Origin of the sequence: Acidihalobacter prosperus (genome assembly GCF_000754095.2) — a bacterium.
In the GTDB taxonomy this organism is placed as follows: domain Bacteria; phylum Pseudomonadota; class Gammaproteobacteria; order DSM-5130; family Acidihalobacteraceae; genus Acidihalobacter; species Acidihalobacter prosperus.
The window spans coordinates 280,302-301,069 of record NZ_JQSG02000006.1 but is presented as its reverse complement, the minus strand read 5'-3'; the positions used below and the strand labels follow the sequence as shown (position 1 = coordinate 301,069).

The 20,768-nt window shown below is 65.7% G+C and carries 21 protein-coding genes; 9 read left to right on the top strand and 12 right to left on the bottom strand.

Features of this window, described 5'->3' with window-relative positions; all coding sequences use genetic code 11:
- Positions 1 to 84 precede the first annotated feature (84 nt).
- The 4 genes from THPRO_RS12165 to THPRO_RS12150 all read left to right on the top strand — a co-directional run bounded on the left by THPRO_RS12165 (position 85) and on the right by THPRO_RS12150 (position 7,611).
- A complete protein-coding gene (locus THPRO_RS12165) occupies positions 85 to 2,904 on the top strand; it encodes a type I restriction endonuclease subunit R (protein WP_038089997.1) in 2,820 nt (939 codons plus the stop codon).
- Entirely contained in the window at positions 2,901 to 4,271 is a 1,371-nt protein-coding gene (locus tag THPRO_RS12160) for a restriction endonuclease subunit S (RefSeq protein ID WP_038089995.1), read from the top strand. Before THPRO_RS12165 ends, THPRO_RS12160 begins: the two co-directional genes overlap by 4 nt.
- Positions 4,268 to 5,935, top strand: coding sequence for an RNA-binding domain-containing protein (locus THPRO_RS12155; RefSeq protein WP_052064336.1), 1,668 nt, complete (start codon positions 4,268 to 4,270; stop codon positions 5,933 to 5,935). Before THPRO_RS12160 ends, THPRO_RS12155 begins: the two co-directional genes overlap by 4 nt.
- A gap of 167 nt (positions 5,936 to 6,102) precedes the next feature.
- On the top strand, positions 6,103 to 7,611 hold the full coding sequence (locus THPRO_RS12150) for a type I restriction-modification system subunit M (protein ID WP_065089696.1): 1,509 nt from the start codon (positions 6,103 to 6,105) through the stop codon (positions 7,609 to 7,611).
- Between the two features lie 80 nt (positions 7,612 to 7,691).
- Here the strand turns inward: THPRO_RS12150 and THPRO_RS12145 are convergent, their stop codons facing one another.
- The 3 genes from THPRO_RS12145 to THPRO_RS12135 all read right to left on the bottom strand — a co-directional run bounded on the left by THPRO_RS12145 (position 7,692) and on the right by THPRO_RS12135 (position 9,668).
- Positions 7,692 to 8,981 (bottom strand): type II toxin-antitoxin system HipA family toxin, encoded by a 1,290-nt coding sequence (locus THPRO_RS12145; protein ID WP_038089988.1) that lies wholly within the window; start codon positions 8,979 to 8,981, stop codon positions 7,692 to 7,694.
- 4 nt (positions 8,982 to 8,985) lie between these two features.
- A complete protein-coding gene (locus THPRO_RS12140; RefSeq protein WP_065089863.1) occupies positions 8,986 to 9,321 on the bottom strand; it encodes a helix-turn-helix domain-containing protein in 336 nt (111 codons plus the stop codon).
- A gap of 65 nt (positions 9,322 to 9,386) precedes the next feature.
- The gene (locus tag THPRO_RS12135; RefSeq protein ID WP_145930851.1) at positions 9,387 to 9,668 is read right to left on the bottom strand and encodes a hypothetical protein; all 282 of its coding nucleotides are present in this window, start codon (positions 9,666 to 9,668) and stop codon (positions 9,387 to 9,389) included.
- Here THPRO_RS12135 and THPRO_RS12130 point away from each other — a divergent pair.
- Together THPRO_RS12130 and THPRO_RS12125 are read left to right on the top strand one after the other, a co-directional pair.
- Positions 9,661 to 10,167, top strand: a complete 507-nt coding sequence (locus tag THPRO_RS12130; protein ID WP_038089982.1) for a DUF6933 domain-containing protein — start codon at positions 9,661 to 9,663, stop codon at positions 10,165 to 10,167. The genes THPRO_RS12135 and THPRO_RS12130 overlap by 8 nt on opposite strands.
- 301 nt (positions 10,168 to 10,468) lie before the next feature.
- Positions 10,469 to 11,071 (top strand): DUF6933 domain-containing protein, encoded by a 603-nt coding sequence (locus THPRO_RS12125; RefSeq protein ID WP_065089695.1) that lies wholly within the window; start codon positions 10,469 to 10,471, stop codon positions 11,069 to 11,071.
- 19 nt (positions 11,072 to 11,090) lie between these two features.
- Here the strand turns inward: THPRO_RS12125 and THPRO_RS12120 are convergent, their stop codons facing one another.
- On the bottom strand, positions 11,091 to 11,327 hold the full coding sequence (locus tag THPRO_RS12120; RefSeq protein ID WP_038089976.1) for a hypothetical protein: 237 nt from the start codon (positions 11,325 to 11,327) through the stop codon (positions 11,091 to 11,093).
- 110 nt (positions 11,328 to 11,437) lie between these two features.
- Between THPRO_RS12120 and THPRO_RS12115 the strand changes: the two genes are divergently transcribed.
- Positions 11,438 to 12,469, top strand: coding sequence for a methyltransferase (locus THPRO_RS12115; protein ID WP_038089973.1), 1,032 nt, complete (start codon positions 11,438 to 11,440; stop codon positions 12,467 to 12,469).
- A 76-nt stretch (positions 12,470 to 12,545) separates the two neighbouring features.
- Positions 12,546 to 13,172 (top strand): LysE family transporter, encoded by a 627-nt coding sequence (locus tag THPRO_RS12110; RefSeq protein ID WP_065089694.1) that lies wholly within the window; start codon positions 12,546 to 12,548, stop codon positions 13,170 to 13,172.
- Positions 13,173 to 13,179: 7 nt separating this feature from the next.
- On the opposite strand, the gene THPRO_RS12105 is transcribed toward THPRO_RS12110, so the two are convergent.
- From THPRO_RS12105 to THPRO_RS12095, 3 genes are read right to left on the bottom strand one after another with little or no spacing between them, the layout of a single operon-like run.
- Positions 13,180 to 13,680 (bottom strand): MOSC domain-containing protein, encoded by a 501-nt coding sequence (locus THPRO_RS12105; protein ID WP_052064334.1) that lies wholly within the window; start codon positions 13,678 to 13,680, stop codon positions 13,180 to 13,182.
- A gap of 16 nt (positions 13,681 to 13,696) precedes the next feature.
- The gene (locus tag THPRO_RS12100) at positions 13,697 to 13,975 is read right to left on the bottom strand and encodes an MTH1187 family thiamine-binding protein (protein WP_038089970.1); all 279 of its coding nucleotides are present in this window, start codon (positions 13,973 to 13,975) and stop codon (positions 13,697 to 13,699) included.
- A 60-nt stretch (positions 13,976 to 14,035) separates the two neighbouring features.
- On the bottom strand, positions 14,036 to 15,670 hold the full coding sequence (locus tag THPRO_RS12095) for a SagB/ThcOx family dehydrogenase (protein ID WP_065089693.1): 1,635 nt from the start codon (positions 15,668 to 15,670) through the stop codon (positions 14,036 to 14,038).
- Between the two features lie 89 nt (positions 15,671 to 15,759).
- Between THPRO_RS12095 and THPRO_RS12090 the strand changes: the two genes are divergently transcribed.
- The gene (locus THPRO_RS12090; RefSeq protein ID WP_038089967.1) at positions 15,760 to 16,173 is read left to right on the top strand and encodes a YchJ family protein; all 414 of its coding nucleotides are present in this window, start codon (positions 15,760 to 15,762) and stop codon (positions 16,171 to 16,173) included.
- Between the two features lie 37 nt (positions 16,174 to 16,210).
- Here the strand turns inward: THPRO_RS12090 and THPRO_RS12085 are convergent, their stop codons facing one another.
- From THPRO_RS12085 to nudE, 5 genes are all read right to left on the bottom strand, one after another.
- On the bottom strand, positions 16,211 to 17,077 hold the full coding sequence (locus THPRO_RS12085; RefSeq protein WP_038089964.1) for a glycine betaine ABC transporter substrate-binding protein: 867 nt from the start codon (positions 17,075 to 17,077) through the stop codon (positions 16,211 to 16,213).
- Positions 17,074 to 17,934, bottom strand: a complete 861-nt coding sequence (locus THPRO_RS12080; RefSeq protein ID WP_038089962.1) for an ABC transporter permease — start codon at positions 17,932 to 17,934, stop codon at positions 17,074 to 17,076. Before THPRO_RS12080 ends, THPRO_RS12085 begins: the two co-directional genes overlap by 4 nt.
- 76 nt (positions 17,935 to 18,010) lie before the next feature.
- Positions 18,011 to 19,267 (bottom strand): quaternary amine ABC transporter ATP-binding protein, encoded by a 1,257-nt coding sequence (locus THPRO_RS12075; RefSeq protein WP_052064333.1) that lies wholly within the window; start codon positions 19,265 to 19,267, stop codon positions 18,011 to 18,013.
- A gap of 118 nt (positions 19,268 to 19,385) precedes the next feature.
- Positions 19,386 to 20,207, bottom strand: coding sequence for a 3'(2'),5'-bisphosphate nucleotidase CysQ (cysQ, locus tag THPRO_RS12070; RefSeq protein WP_065089692.1), 822 nt, complete (start codon positions 20,205 to 20,207; stop codon positions 19,386 to 19,388).
- Complete coding sequence (nudE, locus tag THPRO_RS12065) at positions 20,204 to 20,755, bottom strand: ADP compounds hydrolase NudE (RefSeq protein WP_038089959.1); 552 nt, start codon at positions 20,753 to 20,755, stop codon at positions 20,204 to 20,206. Before nudE ends, cysQ begins: the two co-directional genes overlap by 4 nt.
- Positions 20,756 to 20,768: the final 13 nt, after the last annotated feature.

Below are 20,768 nucleotides of genomic sequence, written 5' to 3'. Positions count from 1 at the left end.
TCAGCCCGCCCGCGCGCGGCGGCGCCCCGCAAACCCCACGGCTTGTGTTAATTTCATCCCGGTCCATCAACGAGCCGTCAGTGAATGACGCCACAACCCGAACAACAAGCCAGGGAAGACATCGACCGGCTGCTGCAGGCGGCGGGCTGGGCGGTGCAGGACGCTGCGCAAGCCAACATCCACGCCGCGCAGGGCGTGGCGATTCGCGAGTTTCCGCTCAAATCCGGCCACGGCTTCGCGGACTACCTGCTCTATGTCGACGGCAAGGCCGCGGGCGTGATCGAGGCCAAGAAGCAGGGCGTCACGCTCACCGGCGTCGAAACCCAGTCCGACAAATACACCCAGGGCCTGCCGGACGGCCTGCCGCGCTGGCGCGATCCGCTGCCCTTCGCCTACCAGTCCACCGGCATCGAAACCCGCTTCACCAACGGGCTGGATCCCCAGCCGCGCTCGCGTCAGGTGTTCGCCTTCCACACGCCCGCGCTGCTGGCCGGCTGGCTCGGCGAATTGGCGGACGGCGTGCGCGAGACGGCGCCGGACTACGCCAGCCGGGGCGACACCTTCCTCGCCCGCATGCAACACCTGCCGCCGCTGCGCACCGAAGGCCTCTGGCCCGCGCAGATTCAGGCCATCCAGCGGCTCGAAGAATCGCTGAAGGCCAATCGCCCCCGCGCGCTGATCCAGATGGCGACCGGCTCGGGCAAGACCTTCACCGCCATCTCCTTCATCTACCGGCTGATCAAGTTCGCCGGCGCGCGGCGCGTGCTGTTCCTGGTGGACCGCGGCAACCTCGGCGACCAGACGCTCAAGGAATTCCAGCAGTACACCTCGCCCTACAACAACTTCAAGTTCACCGAGGAGTACAACGTACAGCGTCTGAGCAGCAACGCCTTCGATCCCGTGGCAAAGGTCAGCATCTGCACCATCCAGCGCATGTACGCCATGCTCAAGGGCAGGGAGCTGCCCGAAGAGCTGGACGAGGAATCCGCCGACCAGCTCGGCGGCCTGTTCAAGCAGCCCGAGCCGATCGAGTACAACCCCAATATCCCGATCGAGCAGTTCGACATCATCGTCACCGACGAATGCCACCGCTCCATCTACAACCTCTGGGCGCAGGTGCTGGAATACTTCGACGCCACCCTCATCGGCCTCACCGCCACGCCCAGCAAGCAGACCTTCGGCTTCTTCCACCAGAACCTGGTGATGGAATACAACCACGAGATGGCCGTGGCCGACGGCGTCAACGTCAACTACGACGTCTACCGCATCCGCACCGCCATCACCGAGCACGGCTCCAGGGTCGAGGCGGGATACTCCGTGCAGATTCAGGAGCGCGACACGCGCAAGAAGCGCTGGGAACAGCTCGACGACGACTTCGCCTACGACCCCAACCAGCTCGACCGCGCCGTGGTCGCGCCGGACCAGATCCGCACCGTCATCCGCACCTTCCGCGACAAGCTGTTCACCGAAATCTTTCCCGGCCGCGAGTGGGTGCCCAAGACCCTCATCTTCGCCAAGGACGACGCCCACGCCGAAAACATCGTCGAGATCGTTCGCGAGGAATTCGGCAAGGGCAACGACTTCGCCCAGAAGATCACCTACCGCACCACCGGCGCCAAGCCCAAGGACCTCATCAAGGCCTTCCAGAACAGCGCCATGCCGCGCATCGCCGTCACCGTGGACATGATCGCCACCGGCACCGACATCAAGGCGCTGGAAATCGTCATGTTCCTGCGCGCCGTCAAATCCCGCGCCTTCTTCGAGCAGATGAAGGGCCGCGGCGTGCGCGTCATCAAGCCCGACGACCTGCAGAGCGTCACCCGCGACGCCAGGGTCAAGGACCACTTCGTCATCGTCGACGCCGTCGGCGTCTGCGAGCAGGACAAGACCGACTCCCGCCCCATGGAGCAGAAGCCCACCGTCAGCTTCGAAAAGCTCATGCAGGCCGTCGCCTTCGGCAACACCGAGGACGACGTCCTCACCTCGCTTGCCGGCCGCCTCGCGCGCATGGAGCACCGCATGAGCGCCGAAGACGACCAGCGCATCCGCGCGCTCGCCGGCGGCCTGGGCGTCAAGGACCTGAGCCACCGCATCGTCGCCGCGCTCGACCCGGACCGCCACCTCGAACAGGCCAGGGTCGACCTCGGTCTCGCGCCGGACGACGACCGCCCGCTCAGCGAACAGGCCCTTGCCGCCGCGCGCCAGCGCATCGTGCTCGACGCCGTCAAGCCGCTGCACGATCCCGACCTGCGCGAAGCCATCGACCAGATCAAGAAGAAGAACGAAGTCGTCATCGACACCGTCAGCGCCGACGAAGTCCTCGAAGCCACCTTCTCGCGCGACGCCCTCGACCGCGCCCGTGGCATGATCCACTCCTTCGAGCGGTTCATCGCCGACAACAAGGACGAAATCACCGCCCTGCAGGTGCTCTACAGCCAGCCCTACCGCCAGCGCCTCACCTTCGAGGCGGTCAAGGAGCTGGCCGACAAAATCGAGCAGCCGCCCTACCTGTGGAGCGAAGCCCAGCTCTGGAACGCCTATGCCGCGCTGGAAAGGGACAAGGTCAAGGGCGCCAGCGGCCGCCGCATCCTCACCGACCTCGTCTCGCTGGTCAGATTCGCCATCCACCAGGACAACGAACTCATCCCCTTTCCCGAGCGCGTCGAGATCAATTTCCGGGCATGGCTGATGGGACAGGAAAGCAGTGGCAAGCAGTTCAACGAGGAACAGCGACGTTGGCTGGAAATGATCCGCGACCACATCGCCGCGAATCTCGGCATCGAGCCGGACGATTTCGAGTACGCCCCGTTCTCGCAACACGGCGGCCTCGGCAAGGTGCATCAACTGTTCGGCGACAAGCTGAATACGATCATTGAAGGACTGAACGAGACGTTGGCGGCATGAGTGCGATCGCGAAGCGCGAGGATGTTGTGGCGCAAGGTTGGGAGATCCGCCCGCTCGGTGAGGTCGTTAAGCCAACTCGCCCACGCATTAAGCCGTCGGAAAAACCGGGCCTACCATTCATTGGAATGGAGCACGTTGAAGCCCATACGATGAAGCTGTTGGGTACAGTGCCCGCCGGCACCATGAAAAGCTCGGCGGTTCACTTCCAGCCGGGCGATGTTCTCTATGGCCGTCTACGTCCGTATCTGAACAAGGTATATCGGCCGGATTTTGAAGGGCTCTGTTCCGCTGAATTCATCGTCTTTCCGAAGACGGAAGGTGTGGACAGCCGCTACCTGCAATATTTCCTGAATTCGTCGACGTTCGTCTCTTTTGCGTCCCATCTCAACACCGGAGACCGTCCGCGTGTCGACTTTGATCAGTTAGCGCCGTATGAATTTCCGCTAGCCCCCCTCGAGCAACAAAAACGCATCGTCGTGGAAATCGAAAAACAATTCTCCCGCCTCGACGAAGCCGTCGCCAACCTCAAGCGCGTCAAGGCCAACCTCAAGCGCTACAAGGCCGCCGTCCTCAAAGCCGCCGTCGAAGGCCGCCTCGTCGAAACCGAAGCCGAGATTGCACGACGTGAAGGCCGCAGCTACGAGACCGGCGAACAACTCCTGCAACGCATCCTCGAAACCCGCCGCAGCCAGTGGCAAGGCAAGCGCAAATACAAAGAACCCACCGCACCCGTCACCACTGACCTGCCCGGTTTGCCGGAGGGGTGGGTGTGGGCAACGGTTGACCAGTTATTCATGTCTTTGCGGAATGGCTTGTCAAAGAAACCGGAAGATTCTGGACCAGGGATTCCAATCCTTCGTATTTCTGCTGTTCGTCCACTGGAACTGGATATAACGGATAAACGCTTCTACAGACCGTTGCCTAGTGAGCATGTCGAAGAATACGAGTTAAAGTTACGGGATGTACTTTTTGTCCGATATAACGGGACGAAAGATCTTGTTGGTGCGTGCGCGTTAGTGAATGAAGTGTCCGGTGTGGTTCTATACCCAGATAAGCTTATTCGCGGACGTGTAGTCTGTGATTTGTTAATTTCACCGAGTTACCTAGTGCTGGCAGCAAATGTTGGTAAATCGCGAGAGCATGTCGATGTCTTGATAAAGACAACTGCTGGGCAGCAGGGTATAGCTGGCGGGGAAATTAAGAAGATGCCGCTCCCTTTGCCGCCAATTGAAGAACAACACCGCATCGTCGCCGAAGTCGACCGCCGTCTCTCCCTCCTGCGCGGAACCGAGGCCCAGGTGGACGCCAACCTCCAGCGCGCCGGGCGCTTTCGCCAGTCCATCCTGAGCAAGGCCTTTTCCGCGTGAACACCGCCGAGCTCACCGCCTTGCTTGACCGTCTGCGCGACGAGCCACACGAGACCGAGTGGCTGGAGTTCAAGGCCAACCGCTACGAGCCGCAGGTGTTGGGGGAATATCTGTCGGCGCTGGCGAACTCGGCCTGCCTGCTGGGTATGCCGCGCGGCTACCTGGTGTTCGGCATCAAGGACGGCAGCCATGCGGTGGTGGGCACAACCTTCGATCCTCAAGCCGAAAAAGGTAAGGGCGAGCAGTTGTTGCCGCTCTGGCTTTCCCTCGGTTTGCAGCCCAACGTCGGATTCGAGACTCACACCTTTACCTACCACGACCAGCGGGTGGTGCTGTTCGAGGTCCATCCGGCCTTCGACCGACCGGTGAAGTTCTACGGCAAGGCTTATGTGCGCGACGGCACGAGCAAGACCGAGCTAACGAAATATCCGGAGAAAGAGCGCGCGATCTGGAGCCGCCGCGTGGACTGGAGTGCCCAGCTCTGTGAGCAGGCGACCTTGGCCGATCTTGCCCCTGAGGCAATTGCCAAGGCGCGGCAGGAGTACGCGACCAAGTTCCCCCGCCAGGAGGGGGAACTGACAGGTTGGGACGATGCGACCTTTCTCAACAAGGTGCGGCTGACGATACGCGGCGCGGTGACCCATGCGGCCTTGCTGCTGCTGGGCCGACCGGAAGCCTCGGCGCTGCTGGCGCCGGCGGTGGCGCGCATCAGCTGGATGCTGAAGAACGACCGTAATGAGGAGCTGGACTACGAGCATTTTGGCCCGCCTTTCCTGCTCAATGTCGACAAGGTACTCGCACGCATCCGTAATCTGACGGTGCGGGAACTGCCTGACGGCACGTTGTTCCCGGTCGAATTGACGCAATACGACCCCTGGGTAATCCGTGAGGCTCTGCACAATTGCATTGCCCACCAGGACTATCTCCTGCGCGGCCGTATACAGGTGGTGGAAACGCCAGACAGCCTGTTGCTGACCAACGTTGGCGGTTTTCTGCCGGGACGGGTGGAAAAGGTGATCGAGCAGGACGCGCCGCTGGAAATCTATCGCAACCCATTTCTGGCTGAAGCGATGGTGAACCTGAACATGATCGACACGCAGGGCGGCGGCATCAAACGCATGTTCCTGAAGCAGCGGGAGCGCTTCTTCCCGATGCCGGACTATGACCTGTCGCAGCCGGAACGGGTGATGGTGATGCTGCGCGGACGCATTCTTGATGAGCGCTACACCCGGATTCTCATGGCGCAGACCGATCTGGACCTGACCACCATCATCCTCCTGGACAGGGTACAGAAAGGGCAGCGTATTCCCGCCGACGCGGCTAAGCGTCTCCGGGCGGTGAAGCTAGTGGAAGGTCGTTACCCGAACCTGATCGTTGCCGGCCGGGTGGCTGCGGCGACCGGCGAGAAGGCGCGGCACATTCGCAATCGCGGCTTCGACAGCCAGTACTATCGCGACTTGATTGTCGCCCTGGTGCAAGAACATCAGCCTGTCTCCAGGACGGACATCGATACGTTGCTGCTGGATAAGCTGCCCGAGATGCTGTCTCAGGAGCAAAAGCTCAACAAAATTCACAACCTGCTACGGCAGCTCGCCAGAGATGGGGTTATTCGGAACGAGGGGAGTCGCCGTTTCTCTCAATGGGTTTTGATAGCTGGAAAGTAGGTACCAATAAAACAAGGCGTAAACGACTAGCTCGTTTTAAGGGCGTGAAAATAACTCTAAGTTTTTAAAAGGGATTTTATTGATCATCTATTCGGATGTATCAAAAAACTATCAATGAAACAGCTTCTAACTGCTGTATTTGCGTGTTGAGATACCAGGATGTACGAATGAACACCGCGACCATCGTCCAAAAACTCTGGAACTACTGCAACGTCTTGCGCGATGACGGCATGAGCTATGGCGATTACGTCGAGCAGTTGACCTATCTGCTGTTCCTCAAGATGGCGGACGAGCGCACCCGGGCCCCGTACCACCAGAAGAGCCCGGTGCCGGACGAATACAACTGGCCGAGCCTGATGAAGAAGGACGGCGACGATCTGTTCGATCACTACCGCCACACGCTGGAGGCGCTGGGCAACCAGAAGGGCTTGCTCGGGCTGATCTTCAACAAGTCGCAGAACAAGTTTCAGGACCCAGCCAAGCTGCGGCGGCTGGTGGKCGACCTCATCGACAAGGAACAGTGGGTGTCGATGAGCGCCGACGTGAAGGGCGATGCCTACGAAGGTCTGCTGGAAAAGAACGCCCAGGACACCAAGTCCGGCGCCGGCCAGTATTTCACCCCACGCCCGCTGATCCAGGCGATCGTGGACGTCATGGCGCCGATGCCGGGAGAGCGCGTGTCCGATCCGGCCTGCGGCACGGGCGGCTTTCTGCTCGCGGCGCACGATTACGTGGTGCAACACAACCCGAACCTGACCCGCGATCAGAGCCGCAAGCTCAAGGAGGACACCTTCAAGGGCTGGGAGCTGGTGGTGCAGGCCACGGCGCGGCTGTGCGCGATGAACATGCTGCTGCACGGTATCGGCAGCCAGGACTACGAGCCCATTGTGGTGTCCGACTCGCTGGCTGCCGACCCCAGCGAGCGCTTCGACGTGATCCTGACCAATCCACCCTTCGGTAAGAAGAGCAGCACGACGATTGTTGGAGAAGAGGGCAAGGTCAGCAAGGAGCGCGACATCGTCGAGCGTGGCGATTTCTGGACCACCACCTCGAACAAGCAGCTCAACTTCGTGCAGCACGTCAAAACCCTACTCAAGCAGAACGGCCGCGCCGCGCTGGTGTTGCCTGACAACGTGCTCTTCGAAGGCGGCGCCGGCGAAACCATCCGCCGCAAGCTGCTGCACGAGTGTGACGTCCACACCCTGTTGCGCCTGCCCACGGGCCTGTTCTACGCGCAGGGTGTGAAGGTGAACGTGTTGTTCTTCGACAAGAAGCCCGCCTCCGAGACCCCGTGGACCAAGAAGCTCTGGATCTACGACCTGCGCACCAACCGGCATTTCACGCTCAAGACCAATCCGCTGAAGCGCGAGGATCTGGAGGAATTCGTCCGGCTCTACAACCCCGACAACCGCCACGAGCGCAAGGCGACCTGGAGCGAGGAAAATCCGGACGGCCGCTGGCGCGCCTACGACTACGAAACCCTCGTCGCCCGTGACAAGGCCAGCCTCGATATCTTCTGGCTCAAGGACGAATCCCTCTCCGATACCGACAGCCTGCCCGCCCCGGAAGTGATCGCGGCGGAAATCGTGGAAGACCTCGAAGCCGCGCTTACGCAGTTCCGCGAAATCGCGGCGGACCTGGGCGGCGAATCCGGCGAGGTAGATGGGGTCGCCTGAAGGCGCAAATCCTGTATTGCCAGCGCCCAGGCGCGGAGATGAAGGCGCCATGAGGGGGGTTACTTAGGCGCAGTCACCGCTCACCTCTTCACCCACGCCGGGTGAAATTCCTCCACATGCGCGATGCGCGCCTCCGGCACGCCCGCCTCGCCGGCGAATTCGCGCCAGCGGCGCACGGCTTCGACGACGCGGTCGAGCCGTTCGCGGGCGCGGCTGACGCCGAAGGTTTTGGCGAGGGCCAGCAGGTCTTCCTCTTCGATATCCCAGGTCTTGCCGTTCACCCGCATCTGATGCTCGCGGGTCCATTTGCCCGCCGCGGGGTTGTGCGAGAAGCAGACGTCGTAGGCTGGGGCGAGCTGCCAGTCGCCGCCTTCTTCGAGCAGGAAGGCGAGGTTCTTGGTGTGGTCGTCGCAGTTGACCGCGGCGACGTTGAAGGCGCAGCGCACGAACGCCTGATCGATCGCCGGCTTGCCGAGGTTCAGCGCCTGGATGGTGCGCAGGTACTGTTCGTAGCTGTGCACGCGTGGCTGGTTGAAATCGAGGTGGGCCAGGCCGCACAGCGAGTGGATGTGAAGCTTGCGGTTGCCGTCGCGGTCGAAGCGCCGGGTCATGAAGTGGGCGCGGCCGCCTTCTTCCATCAGCTGGCACTCGCTCATTTCGACGCCGGCCTCGCGGGCCATCAGGTAGTGCGCGTATTCGACGCGGCCGAAGCCGGCGGTGTAGCTCAGGTTGCCGTCCAGGTCGACGTCGAACTTGAGCAGCCAATGCTCGAAGCCCTCGGGCACGTCGAACTGCCCGGACACGACTTCGCCGGTCTGCCGGTTCCAGCCGATCACGGCCTTGGCCCGGGCGCCGCCGGCGGAGCTGCCGATTTCGAGGATCTGCGGCGTGATCTGCGACAGCTCGCCGCGCAGGGCGCGCCGCGCGTCCTCCACGAGCGCGGACATTTCCAGCGGCACGGCCGAGGCGTCGTCGTGCGTTTCGCTGGCGGCGGGCATGAATTCGAGCGCGCCCATCGCGCGGCGGCCGACGTAGATCAGGCGCTGCAGGGTGGTGATCTCGCCGGCGGCGTAACCGTGTCGGTTGAGGTATTCGTCGATCAGCGCGTTGCCGAAGTGGTCCGGCAGCGCGTCGGCGATCAGGCCGGGCAGGCCGTGGTAGGTTTCCTGCGCGAGCGTCTGGAAGGTGTAGGTGCGCCCGGCCGCCGAGGGCATGAGCAGCGGCGAGGGCTCGACGCCGCCCTGGGCGAAATCGTGGTCGTACTCGAAGGCGTAGTAGCCGGGAAACCGGGCGGAGGCGGTGAGCGCGCCGGCGCGTGCGCCCCACAGCCGCACTTCGACGACGGACGGCGGATCGATGCGCTCGGCCATCGGCTCACCCCTTGGCGCGCGGTTTGCGTACCCGCATCGGCTTGCGTTTGCGCTCCTCGGCCAGCAGCGCCTCCATCGGGCTGACCTCGGGCACTTCCGGCAGCAGGGCCGCGACGTTTTGCAGCAGGCCGAGCGAGCGGAACACGGCGATCAGGTTGGGCAGGGTGATGATGCCGGTCTTCTCGAAGCGCTTGATCGTGCCGACCGAAACGCCGGCCTTGTCCGCCAGCGCCTGTTGCGTCATGTTGGCGGCACGCGGCGACAAGCGATAAGCCTTCGCGGCGCTGGCAATGCGCTGGGCGATCTCGTTTTCGGATAGAAACAGGAAGCTCTCGTTCATGGTCAATATATTGTTCATTAAGTTGTTTTAAGTCAATTGGTGGTAATTATATTGACTATTTTCGGTTATTTCCCGGTGATGTGGTGATGCCGCATCTCTTCGGCGCCCATCGCGCCAGGCAGACACGGGAACGCGAAAGGGCCGGAAAGTTGCTGGAGGAGCGTCTGCAGTGAACGACTACTGCGCAGGGCAAGATCGATCAAGTCGACTTCTATGGCCTTGATGAACGCCTTTCGATGGCGTATCGAGTCAATTCGATTCGCGTCACGGGTTTTCGCCAACGGGCGACGCGCGTGCTGTGCGAGCGCCCCGTAAAAACTGTCCGCCGATGTTGATTCCATGATCATTCACTGTTCGCAAAAGCTCGCCGCGAGGTGCGGGAATGTATCCGCCGAGACGCTGCGGGAAACCAGCCCGCTCGGCGGTTGGCATGGTCATCTGTTCACGCTGGACCGTCGCCAGTGCGTGATGTTTTGTCACGACGCATCGCGCTATGTGCTGTTCATGGCCGGGCTTCGCAAGCAGCACTTCGCCGAACTGGGCAGCCGGTGGTTCCGCCGCTTGTATGCGAACACGCTTGTGATGTCCGGTTGCACCGACGCGCAGGTCCGCAAGGCGGAACTGGCGCTGGGGCCGGCGTGTTTCGATACGACCATCGACCGGTCGGTGCAGGGTTCGATGCGTATCGCCAGGCAGGATCTGGAGACCTGGATTCATGACGTGCCGAATGTGATGGATGTGGATCCGGTTGCCCTGTCCTGCAGGCTCAATGAGCGCCCGACGACCATCCGCGGAAAATGGCTATGGCCGCGCAAGGTCATGCTGGAGGCCGTGGCCGCGCTTTAGCCGATGGGCTCGGTCGGCAGATATCGGGCCTTGAGCCCATCCCGCTCGCATCCGTGTTTTTCGATCGGCGGCGCTTCCAGCCCGTCTCGGTTCGGCTGCCCGCCATTCTGGCCGCGTGGCGCGCCTTGCGCGTGCCGGAGCGGTACCGTCCATCATTGAGAAAGATTATTCGATAACGCGCTATACATTGCGTTAAGAAGGCGGAGCAGGGCTATGCATCCGCCAGGGGCTGACTAAAGAGGGGGCACGACATGGCCGATTACGGGCATGGAGTCGCTGCGCGCGGCGTGATCTTCGGGCGATGGCGTGGACAACGGACGAATGGCGCGGCGCCGGGATTCCGGCCGGGTACGGCGCGGGGGTGGCAATGCTGATTCACTGCACCCGGAGGCTGGCCGCCATGCTGCCGGCAACGAGCCGCGAGCCGCAGGCGGAGACGAGTCCGCTGGGCAGCTGGCATGCCCATCTGTACCGCATCGACCGCCGCCACGTGGTGATGTTCTGCCACGACGAAACGCGTTATACGCTGTATCTGCCCGGTGTGCGCAAGGCGGAGTTCGGCGAGTTGGGGCATTGGTTCAAGGAGATTTTCACCGCATCGCTGGCCTATATGGACATGCCGGAAAGCCAGGTGCTGCGCGCGGAACTGGCCCTCGGCCCGGTGACCTTCGATACCTGCACGAACCGCTCGGTGCTGGCCAGCCTGAAGCGGATGCGCTATCGGCTCGATGCGCATGTGCTGGAGGTTGCCGACGTGATGCTGCTGGACCCGATCTCGGTGAACCGCGGGCTGTGCCGCTATGCGCCGCGCCGGGGCAAGTCGATCAGGGTGGCTGACGAGGCGATGCGCGAGTGTGTCGCCGGTTTGCCGGGCCGCGTGCCGGTCCGGATGCCGACGCGGTGAGGCCGCGCGCTGCGGCGGGTTATTCGAGCGGCCGGGTGCGCGCGATGAGGGCGTTCCAGGCGGCGACGGCCTCGGCGATGACTTCGGCCTCGTCGCGCCCGTCGAGGGGGATGGCCGGGCCGGTCTGTCCGCAGACGGGGCAGGCCACGCGGTAGACGATGATTTCGCCGCCCTCCGCCGTGCGGCGTGTTTCGCGGCGCACGGCGACGCGGGCGCCGCAGGTGCACAGGCGCGGTTCGGGGGTGGGGACGTTCATATCGCCAGTGTACTGCGCCCGCGGCCGGTTGCGCGACGCGCGGCGGGCAGGGATGATCCGTCGGGCGTGCCGCTGTCGCTGCGTGCTCCCCCCGCCATCTCGGAGATGCCATGGACCAGCCGAATTCGCCCGATCCGGGCCATATCCTGCACACGGCCAATGCCTTCTGGGCGTCGAAGACGCTGCTGACGGCGGTGGAGTTCGACCTGTTCTCGCTGCTGGGCGAGGACGCGATGAGCGGCGCGGCGCTGGGCGAGGCGCTGGGCCTGCACCCGCGCGGTCGGGACGATTTCCTCGACGCGCTGGTGGCGCTGGGTTTTCTGGCGCGCGAGGGCGACGGCGCCGACGGACGTTACCGCAACACGCCGGACACGGCGGCGTTTCTCGACCGCAGCAGTCCGCAGTATCTCGGCGGGCTGCTGAAGATGCTGGGCGCGCGCACATTCGGTTTCTGGAACGAGCTCGGCGAGGCGCTGCGGACCGGCCGGCCGCAGAGCGAGATCAAGCATTCCGGGCGCGCCTACTTCGACGATCTGCAGCGCGATCCGCAGCGGCTGTCGCAGTTTCTGGAGGCGATGTCCGGCGTGCAGATGAAGAATTTCCACCGCCTCGCCGAGTGTTTCGACTTCGCGCCGTACGGCAGCGTGAGCGACCTGGGTGGCGCGCTGGCCCTGCTGTCGCGGGTGCTCGCCTGGCGTTATCCGCATCTGAGCTGCACGAGCTTCGATTTGCCGGCGGTGACGCCGCACGCGCGTCGGGCGGTCGAGGCGGCAGGCCTGGGCGAGCGCATCCGCGTCGTGTCCGGCGATTTCTTCAGCGATCCGCTGCCGACCGCCGAGGTGATCACCATGGGCAATGTGCTGCACGACTGGGATCTGGCGCGCAAGCAGGCGCTGATCGGCCGGGTCTACGAGGCGCTGCCGCCGGGCGGCGTGTTCATCGTCGTTGAGAACCTGATCGACGACGCGCGGCGCGAGAATGTTTTCGGGCTGCTGATGTCGCTCAACATGCTGCTGGAGCTGGGCGACGCCTTCGACTACACCGGCGCGGACCTGCGCGGCTGGTGCGAGGCGGCCGGCTTCAGTGCCTTCGAGGTGTTGCCGCTGACCGAGTCGGCCTCGGCGGGCATCGCCTACAAGTAGGGGCCGCGCGCCGGTACTGCACGCGCGCGCGGCAAGCTCTTATACTGGGCGGCTTTCGTTGCCAGGTTCCGATGTCATGTCCTATCTGCCCGTCGTCGCCGGTGTCGCCGTGGTCAACATGCTGGCCATCGCGAGCCCGGGCCCTGCGTTTTTCCTGGTCAGCCGCGCCGCCGCCGGGCGCTCGCGACGGCAGGGCGTGGCGACGGGACTCGGGGTCACGCTCGCAGCCTCGCTGTGGGCACTGGCGGCGATCTTCGGCGTAGGCATGCTGATGACGCGTTTCACGACGCTGTACGGTCTCGTGCAGCTTGCCGGGGGCGCATATCTGATCTGGCTGGGGCTGTCCGCATGGAGCGCGTCGCAGCAGACGGGTGAGGCGGCGCCTGCCGTGCCCGCGCCCGCGTCGCCCTGGCGCGCGCTGCTGACCGGGGTGTCGCTGACGCTGACCAATCCGAAGGTGGTGATCTATTTCACCAGCATCTTCGTGGCGCTTTTCCCGGGCGACACGCCGCTGTGGGTGCGGCTGGTGGTGCTGGCGATCGTGCTGGTCGAGGAATTCGCCTGGTGGGTGCTGGTTGCCTACGTGTTTTCGCATGCGCGCGTGCAGGCCGCGTATCAGCGCTTTCGCGGCGTGCTCGATCGCGTGCTGGGGGTGGCCTTCATCGCCTTCGGCGCGCGCATCGTGGCGCTGGCGCGCCTCTGAGCCGCGCCTAGCCCGGCAGCACTTCCACGGCGTCGCCCGGCGCCAGCCAGCCGCCCTCGACGACCTCCAGACAGATGCCGCTGTCGCGGCCGAGGGCGCGGCATAGGCCCGATCCCGCGACCCGGTCCAGATAGCCGCAGGGTGGGCGCGGCTTGCGGCAGACGAGCACCGCGCCGCCGATGCGCAGGCGCTTGCCCAGCAGCGCGCGCGCGTGCACAGGGCTTACCACGAGATTGCGGCGATGGCTGCCGGCGTCGAGCGCGGGTCGCAGCGCCTTCGGCGCGCGGCGGCGGGCGCGCGCAAGATCGCGCGTGCCGATCAGCGTGAGCTGGCAGGCGTCGGTGGCCTGCCAGAAACCTGCGCGCGCGGCGTAGCGATCGCCGCAAAGGCCTCGGCCGACAAGCGCCTCGGCGCGCTCGGCGAGGCGCATGGGCGTGCCGGCGGCGGGGGCGAGGTAGACGGCCGCCAGCCGCAACGGGCGGCGACCGGCGAACGGCCACATCGCCATCAGGCCGCGGCACCGATCACAGGCGCTTGCCTGCGAGGGTGGGCGGTTTGTCGGTGCGCGTTTCCAGCTTGAGATAGCTCACCAGCCGGACGGCGCCGTCGGCGTGCAGCGTGGCGTGCACGGCTTCGACGGCGTCGAGGATGTCGCGCAGCTCGCCTTCGAGATTGGTGCCCGAGGCGTGGGTTTCGATCAGCAGCGGGCGGCTCGCGAGCAGCGCGACGACGCGTTCGATTTCGCGCCGCACGGAGACGCCCGCACCGAGCGGAATGAGCTGGAATTCGGCGGTGGCCTGCATGAAAAACCCTCTTCGGTCGCGTGATTCAATCCGCGATCATCCGCGCCCAGGGGCCTGGCTTCAAGCCGGGCCGGAGGGGCGGTCTGCGAGATGGCCGTAGGGCGGCAGGGTTTGCAGGCGGGCGTCGACGCGGGCACCGCCGACGGTGAAGTGATACAGGCTCTGCAGGGTTTCGCCCTGGATGCCGAGCAGTTCGTGTACGGGATCGTCGAAGAAGCAGCCGATGCCGGTGCCGCGCAGGCCGGCGGCCTCGGCCTCCAGGTAGAGCATCTGGCCGATCATGCCGGCCTCCCAGAACAGCCGGCGATAACGCCACGGCGCCTGCGCCAGTTCGTCGGCGAATTCGGCCAGCATGCCCAGGGTGAAGGCACCGTGCGAGGCGATGTCCTGGTGGCAGGAAAGCGTGCGCACGGCCTTGCGGGCGTCGGCGGTGAGCAGCCGGAACAGGGGGAGGTGCGCGGGCGCCTCGGCGACGCGTTCCCAGGCGTATTCGGCGGACAGGGCGGCGCGCAGCAACGCCTCGGCCTCCGTGCGTCGCGGCAGGGCGTACAGTCCCGGCGGCAGACCCTCGACGCGGTGCACGAACAGCAGCAGATGCAGCCGGGGCGCCCAGTCGACGGCGTCCCAGGGTGTCACATCGGGCCGCGGCAGGGTGGCGTCGAGCAGGCGGAAGAAGTCTGCGGCGGAGATCGCCGTGCTGCCGTCGAAGGCCTGCGCGCTGCGCCGCTGGCGGATCAGTTCGACCGCCCCGAGGGTGCAGGCGGTGGGCGCGAGCGCGGGTCGCGGCTCGACGGTCTCGGCGCTCCCGGCGGTGCGCGGCTTGGTGCAGGCGGCGGCGGTTTCCTCGATCACCGGCCAGTCCCATTCGTGCTTGCCGGACAGCGCGTTGGCGCGGCCCAGCCAACGCCCTGCGGCAGCCGCCGCGAGCAGGGCGTCGCTGTCGGCTTGCGGGTTTGCGGTCCCGGTGTCGACCTGCAGCAGCACGTCGGGATGCTCGCGTTCGGCGTCGTCGTAGTCCGCGTCGCGCGCGAGGCCGAGCAGGGCGGCGAGATCGGCGTCGCCCCAGGCGTCGAGCAGGTGCACGCGCCAGCCGAGCACGGCGGCGGCATAGCGCAGCGCGGCGATGGCGTGGCCGACGTCGTGCTGGCAGTAGCGGTAGGCGCGTTCTCCGTATTTCCAGGCCTCGCGCCAGTGCACCGAGCTCAGGCCGACGAGCAGCAGGCCCGGCGGCAGCGTTGCCGTCCCGGCGGCGAAGCCGCAGCGCCGCTCCAGCAGGTGGTCGCGGCTGACATAATGATGTACGCCGTCGTCCAGGCCGGGGCAGCCGGCGGTGACCGCATAGGCTTCGGTCGGGTGGAGGTTGCCGCTGGAGGGATTGCAGCGCAGGGCCCACTTGTCCTCGCCGAAGCGCTTCCAGGCGGACAGGCCGAAGGCAAGCTCGAACAGCGCGGCGAGCGACGCCAGGCCGAGCGGCCGGGGCGGCACCGTGCCGGGCACGTAAAGCTCGGCATAGGCGGGCTCCGGGGCGTCGCCGAGCAGCGGGAATTCCACCACCGGCGCGCCCTCGTACCGGCGGAACGGGTCCGGCTGGGTGTTCCAGTCGAGACCGGGCGGCCCGGCGGCGTAGCGGTCGAATTGGTGTTTGGTGCGCCGGTGGTAGGCCAGCACACGCTCTGATGCGGCGGTATCGGTCATGGGGGCGGGGTGGATCGGGGAGGAATGGCGCGATCAGATTAACATGACCGCTCGCGGATTGTGGTCATCGCTTAGGGAGGCATCGAGGCATGGCAAAGCGGCGCGCAACGCGCACGGAGGAATGCCCCTGCGGCTCGGGACGCGGCTACGCGGCCTGCTGCGGGCGCTTCATCGACGGTGCGGAATCCGCGCCGACGGCCGAGGCGCTGATGCGCTCGCGCTACACGGCCTATGCGACGGGACGTAGCGACTACGTGTTGGCCACCTGGCATCCGTCGACCCGGCCGACCGCGCTCGATCCGGACCCCGAACTGCACTGGCTGGGCCTGCGTGTGGTGCGCACGGAGGCGGGCGGCGCCGCGGATGCGCAGGGGCGAGTGGCCTTCGTCGCCCGCGCCAAGCGCGGCGGTCGCGCGCAGCGGCTGGAAGAGCTGAGCCGCTTCCTGCGCGAGGACGGCCGCTGGTACTACGTGGACGGCGAGATCGCCCCGCCGTCCGGCTGAATTGCCGGTGCCCGGAGCCGGGCACCGGCACGCGGCCTCAGTCGAGCCAGCCCTGAACCTGCTTGGGATGGGCCTTGATGAAGGCCGCGACCACGCTCTTCACCGGCTTGCCGTTCTTGGCCTCCAGCATCATCTGCTGCAGCTGGGCGCTGCTGATCGAGAAGCGGCGCAGGAACGTGAACACCGCCGGGTCCTTCTTGATCAGGCCCGGGTTGGCGATGGTGTTGATGTGGCCGCCGACGCCGTAGACGTTCTTCGGGTCCTTGAGGTACTTGATGTCGAACTTGGCCCACATCCACATCGGCGTCCACGCGGTGACCACGATCCACTGCTTGCGCTTGATGGCGCGCTGGAGCTGTGCGGTCATCGCGGCGGTGGAGCTGGTCTGCAGCTGGAAGCTCTTGAGGCCGTAGGTCTTGATCGCGGTCTCGGTGTTCATGTTGATGCCGGCGCCGGCGCCCACGCCGACGATGCGATCCTGGAACTTGCCGGCGTACTTCTCCAGGCCGGCGATGGTGTTCACCGGCACGTACTTGGGTACGGCGAGGCCGAGCTGGGTGCCGGTGACGTTCGGGCCGAGGTTGACCACGCGGGTCCACAGCTTTTCGTAGTAGGTCTTGTGGGTGGTGGGCAGCCAGGCGGTGAGCATGGCGTCGGTGTGGTCGCTGGCCACCGCTTCCCACATCGGGCCTGCTGCGGAGGAAACCATCTCCACCGGGGTATGCAGGCGCTCGCGGATCACCGTGGCGGCGAGGCTGGTGGTAATGGCGCTGGACGGCCAGCTCTGCACGTAGCCGAGCTTGATCGTCGGTTTGGCGGCGGCCTGCGCGGCCGGCAGCATGGCGATGCCGGCGGCGGAGAACGCCAGGATGAGGGTGCCTAGCAGACGTGATATGCGTTTCATTGTTTGCCCCTTTGACCGAAGGATTGAGTGATGCGATCGAGAATGATCGCGAGGATGACGACGGCGAGACCGCCGACGAAGCCCTTGCCGACATCGAGCTGGGTGATGCCTTGCAGGACGACGTTGCCGAGGCCGCCGGCGCCGATCATCGCGGAGATGACCACCATCGACAGGCCCAGCATGATGGACTGGTTGACCCCCGCCATGATCGACGGCAGCGCGCTCGGCAGCTGCACCTTGACCAGCATCTGCCACCAGGTGGCACCGAAGGAGTTGGAGGCCTCGACCAGTTCGTGGGGGACCTGGCGAATGCCGAGCGTGGTCAGGCGGATCAGCGGCGGCAGCGCGAAGATCACCGTCGAGAGCACGCCGGGCACCAGGCCCAGGCCGAAGAAGATGACCGCCGGCACGAGGTACACGAAGGCCGGCATGGTCTGCATGATGTCCAGCACCGGCCGCATCATGCGGTCGGCCAGATCGCTGCGCCCGCCGAGGATGCCGAGCGGCAGGCCGATGACGACCACCATCAGCTCGGCGGCGAGCACCAGCGCGAGGGTTTCCATCAGCGCGGCCCAGTAGCCGAGATTGAGCACCAGCAGCAGCCCGAGCACGGCAAAGACCGCCAGCCCCCAGGCGGCCTTGCGGCGCCAGCCGAGCAGCCACAGCGAAAGTGCGGCAACCACGGCGATGGCCAGGAGCGGGGGCACGGCGAGCAGGCCGTTCTTGAGCCCGGCGATGAGGAAGTGCACGGCGGTCGTGATGGCATTGAAGGCGCCGGCGTAGTGATCGGTCAGGTAGTTGACGCCGTCGCTGACGGACTGGCCGATCGGTATGGGTGTTCCCAGCTGAAAACTCATGGCAATGCCTCGATATGCTGTCTCGATGGGCGGAACTTGGATGGAGTAGCCGCGGCGGCCTCTGGCCGCCGCGGGCTCAGGCGACTTCGGAGCCGCCGTGGTCGCCGTTGGCGGGTGGCGGGTCGGCCGCGGCCTTGCCCGTCGTGTCGCCCTGGGCCAGGGCCGCGAGCAGGGTGCTTTTGTCGATGATGCCGTTCAGGCGTTTGCGGGCGTCGAGCACGACGACCGGCGAGGTCTTCTCGGTAACGAGATTGATCAGGTCGTTCAGATGGGTGTCCGGGTCGGCGGCCGGCAGCGGCTGCAGCGTGGCGAGGTCGAGGCGTTCCTGGTCGCGCTGGCGGATCGCCTCGTCGAGGCCGATATAGCCCTGCACCTGACGGCCGTTGTCGACCACTACGAGGCCGCCGAAGCCGCTGCGTTCCATCTTGCGCAGCAGGGTGCGCGGCGAATCCTTGGGGTGCCCGGTGGTGGTGGGCTGGCGCATGATCTGCTCGGCGGTCAGCACCTGGGTGCGGTCCGCGCCCTCGACGAAGGCGGAGACGTAGTCGTCGGCCGGGCGGGCGATGATGTCCTCCGGCGTGCCGACCTGGATCAGGCGGCCGTCGCGCATGATGGCGATGCGGTTGCCGAGCTTGAGCGCCTCGTCGAGATCGTGGGAGACGAATACGATGGTCTTGCCGAGGCGGTCCTGAATCTCCAGCAGGTCGTCCTGCAGCTGGCTGCGGATCAGCGGGTCGAGCGCGCTGAAGGCCTCGTCCATGAGCAGGATTTCGGGGTCCGCGGCGAGCGCGCGGGCCAGGCCGACGCGCTGCTGCATGCCGCCGGACAGTTCGGCCGCATAGCGGGTTTCGTAGCCGCCGAGGCCGACGGTGCCGATGATCTCCTGCGAGCGTTCGCGGCGCTCGGCCTTGGGCACGCCCTGGATTTCGAGCCCGAATTCGACATTGCCCATGACCGTACGGTGCGGCAGCAGCGCGAAGCTCTGGAACACCATGCCGAACTTGCGCCGACGCAGCGCGCGCAAGGCCTTGGGCTTGAGTTGCGTGATGTCCTCGTCGTCGATGAGGATTTGCCCGGCGGTGGGCTCGTGCAGACGGTTGATGAGTCGCAGCAGGGTGGATTTGCCGCTGCCGGAAAGGCCCATGATGACGAAAATCTCGCCGCTCATGATTTCCAGCGAGACATCGAAGGCGCCGACTACGGCATTGTGCGCCAGTTGAACCTCCGTCTTGCTCTTGCCCTTGCGCAGGTCTGCAAGCGCCTTGCCCGCCTGACGGCCGAAGACCTTGCTGACTCCCGTCAGGCGGATCCTTGTCCGCGTGTTGTCCGACATCAATAACCCTGTGTTGTGTGCAACGCTTTTTACCCTAACGTATCGCCGGGGTCGAGGCAAAGCCGCCCTTCGGCACGTGGGGTTATGCGGGTGGGCAGGGGGCGAGAGGCGGGCGCGCTCAGTCGCCGCTGAGCATAGCCCAGTCGCGGCTGTCGTCGCCGAAGGCGAGGAAGTGCGGGTTGAGCAAGGATTCCTTGGTGTTGTAGCGCAGGCGGTGACCGTCGGTATCCGTCAGGTGGCCGCCGGCCTGTTCGAGCACGCACTGGGCGGCGGCGGTGTCCCATTCGGAGGTGAGGCCGAGGCGCGGGTAGAGGTCGGCGGCGCCTTCGGCGACCAGGCAGGTCTTGAGCGCGCTGCCCATGCTGATCAGCTCGTGATCGCCGATGCGTTCGAGCATCCCCTGTAGGCGAGGGCTGGCGTGAGAGCGCGAGCCCGCAACGGTCGGGCAGGCCGGCACCGGCCGCACACGGATGGCGCGCGCCGCGGCGCTGCCGTCCTGGCGCCAGGCGCCGGCGCCCTCGGCGCCGAAATAGCAGGTGTCGAGGGCGGGCGCGTGCACCACGCCGAGCACGGCATCGTGATCGTGGATGAGGGCGATGTTGACGGTGAATTCGCCATTGCGCTTGATGAATTCGCGGGTGCCGTCGAGCGGGTCGATCAGCCAGTAGGTCCGCCAGCGCGCGCGTTCGGCGTAGGGGATGGATTCGGATTCCTCGGAGAGGATCGGGTAGCGCGGTTCGAGGGTCGCGAGGCGTTCGACGATGAGGTGGTGGGCGGCGTAGTCGGCGGCCGTGACGGGGGTTTCGTCGGCCTTGCGCGCGACGTCGAACTCGCGCGATTCGTAGATCGCCAGGATCGCCTCGCCGGCGGCGCGGGCGATGTCGCGCACGACCGGCAGCAGCGCGTTCAGAGCGGCGTGGCCGGGGCGCGGCGCGCTCACAGCCGGCCGTCCCGCAGGCGGTCGCGCGTGAGGTAGAGCGCGGCGAGGCTGCGCGCCTCGGTGAAGTCCTCGCGCTCGACCAGGGCGTCGATGCGCGACAATGCCCAGGGCACCACCTCGATTTCCTCGGGCTCGTCGCCCTGCATGCGCTGCGGGTAGAGGTCGCGCGCGAGTATCACCTGGGTGAGATGGGTCATGTACCCGGGGGCGACGCTGAAGTCGGTGAGGTGGACCAGGTGCCTTGCGCCGTGCCCGGTCTCCTCCATCAGCTCGCGGTTGGCCGCGGCCAGGGGATCCTCGTTGGCCTCGATGCGGCCCTTGGGCAGGGCCAGCTCGTAGGCGTCGCGGCCGGCCGCGTATTCGCGGATCAGGAGCACGGTGTCGGTGTCGATCAGCGGCACCACCAGCACGGCGCCGCCCTCGCCGCCGACGAGGCGTTCGTAGCTGGCAAGCGCGCCGTTGGCGAACTCCAGCTCCAGGGCCTCGACGCGAAAGATGCGGCTTTGCGCCACGGTTTTGCGGTCGAGTATGCGGGGCTTTTCGAGCATGCGGGAAGTATGC